The following is an 862-nucleotide window of genomic DNA, read 5'->3' as shown; positions in this document are numbered from 1 at the left end:
AATCAAAACCAATCACATGTGGTCACTAACATTTCAATTGCGTTCAATCAAAATGATTTAGAGGCATTGGCAAATGCAACTGAGGTTTATTTAGAAAATGAAGGGGTAAAATCTTTAGCATTAAAAATCTACAACAACACTAAAGTTTTAAGAACTATTAATTTTAACGAAGGCGTTGTGTTTGGGTATAGAACATCTAGCTGTTGCTGGAAAGAAAACAGCAAGTACCAATTAGAAATTATTGATTTGGTAGAAGGTGACAATAGTTGCCCAAATCAGTCGTATAAATCTGCAAAGAGAGCAAAAAAAGAAGTCAATTATTATAAATTTTAAAACATGAGTAAGTATATACTACTATTACTATTTGCCGTTGTTGCTTTTGGATGTGATGATATTATTGAGGTTGAAGATATTTCTAATACAACAGTAATTGTTTTAGCGCCAACAAATAATGCAGTTTTAAATAACACCACACTCACATTTTCATGGGAACCTATTGAGAGTGCTGAAACATATCAAATACAAATAGCGACTCCAACCTTTGATGAAGCTTTGCAAATAGTTGTAGATTCTACATTAGCCAATACAAATTTTACCACAACACTCGAGAATACTAATTATGAATGGCGAATAAGAGCAAAAAATTCTGGGTATCAAACAGCATATACTACAAAAAGCTTTTCCATTGAAGAATAAAACAAAAACATACATCTTGTTAGTTGCTGTACTTGTTATATGGAGTATTATTGGATATAAAATATATTCGTCACTCAATCCAGAACTTCCAGAAGTTGTTTTAAATGATGTAGAGGCAACATTTAACCCCAAAACAGTTATAGAGGTCGACACATTTTCTATTAAT

Annotated in this window: 1 protein-coding gene and 1 pseudogene; both read left to right on the top strand. The window is 31.4% G+C overall.

Annotation, left to right across the window (positions count from 1 at the left end; translation table 11 throughout):
- Positions 1-333: pseudogene (locus IEW41_RS14480) on the top strand (hypothetical protein); the annotation flags it as partial.
- 3 nt (positions 334-336) lie between these two features.
- Positions 337-696: a fibronectin type III domain-containing protein gene (locus IEW41_RS14475; RefSeq protein WP_188607087.1), complete on the top strand. Its 360-nt coding sequence runs from the start codon at positions 337-339 to the stop codon at positions 694-696.
- Positions 697-862 lie beyond the last annotated feature (166 nt).

Source organism: Aquaticitalea lipolytica, from assembly GCF_014641635.1.
Taxonomy (GTDB): domain Bacteria; phylum Bacteroidota; class Bacteroidia; order Flavobacteriales; family Flavobacteriaceae; genus Aquaticitalea; species Aquaticitalea lipolytica.
Note: the sequence above shows the minus strand (reverse complement) of the source record. Positions and strands in the feature narration are given on the sequence as shown.

Bases quoted from the DNA above. Each gene is read 5' to 3' on its own strand.
- IEW41_RS14475 (WP_188607087.1), top strand. From the start codon at position 337: ATGAGTAAGTATATACTACTATTACTATTTGCCGTTGTTGCTTTTGGA.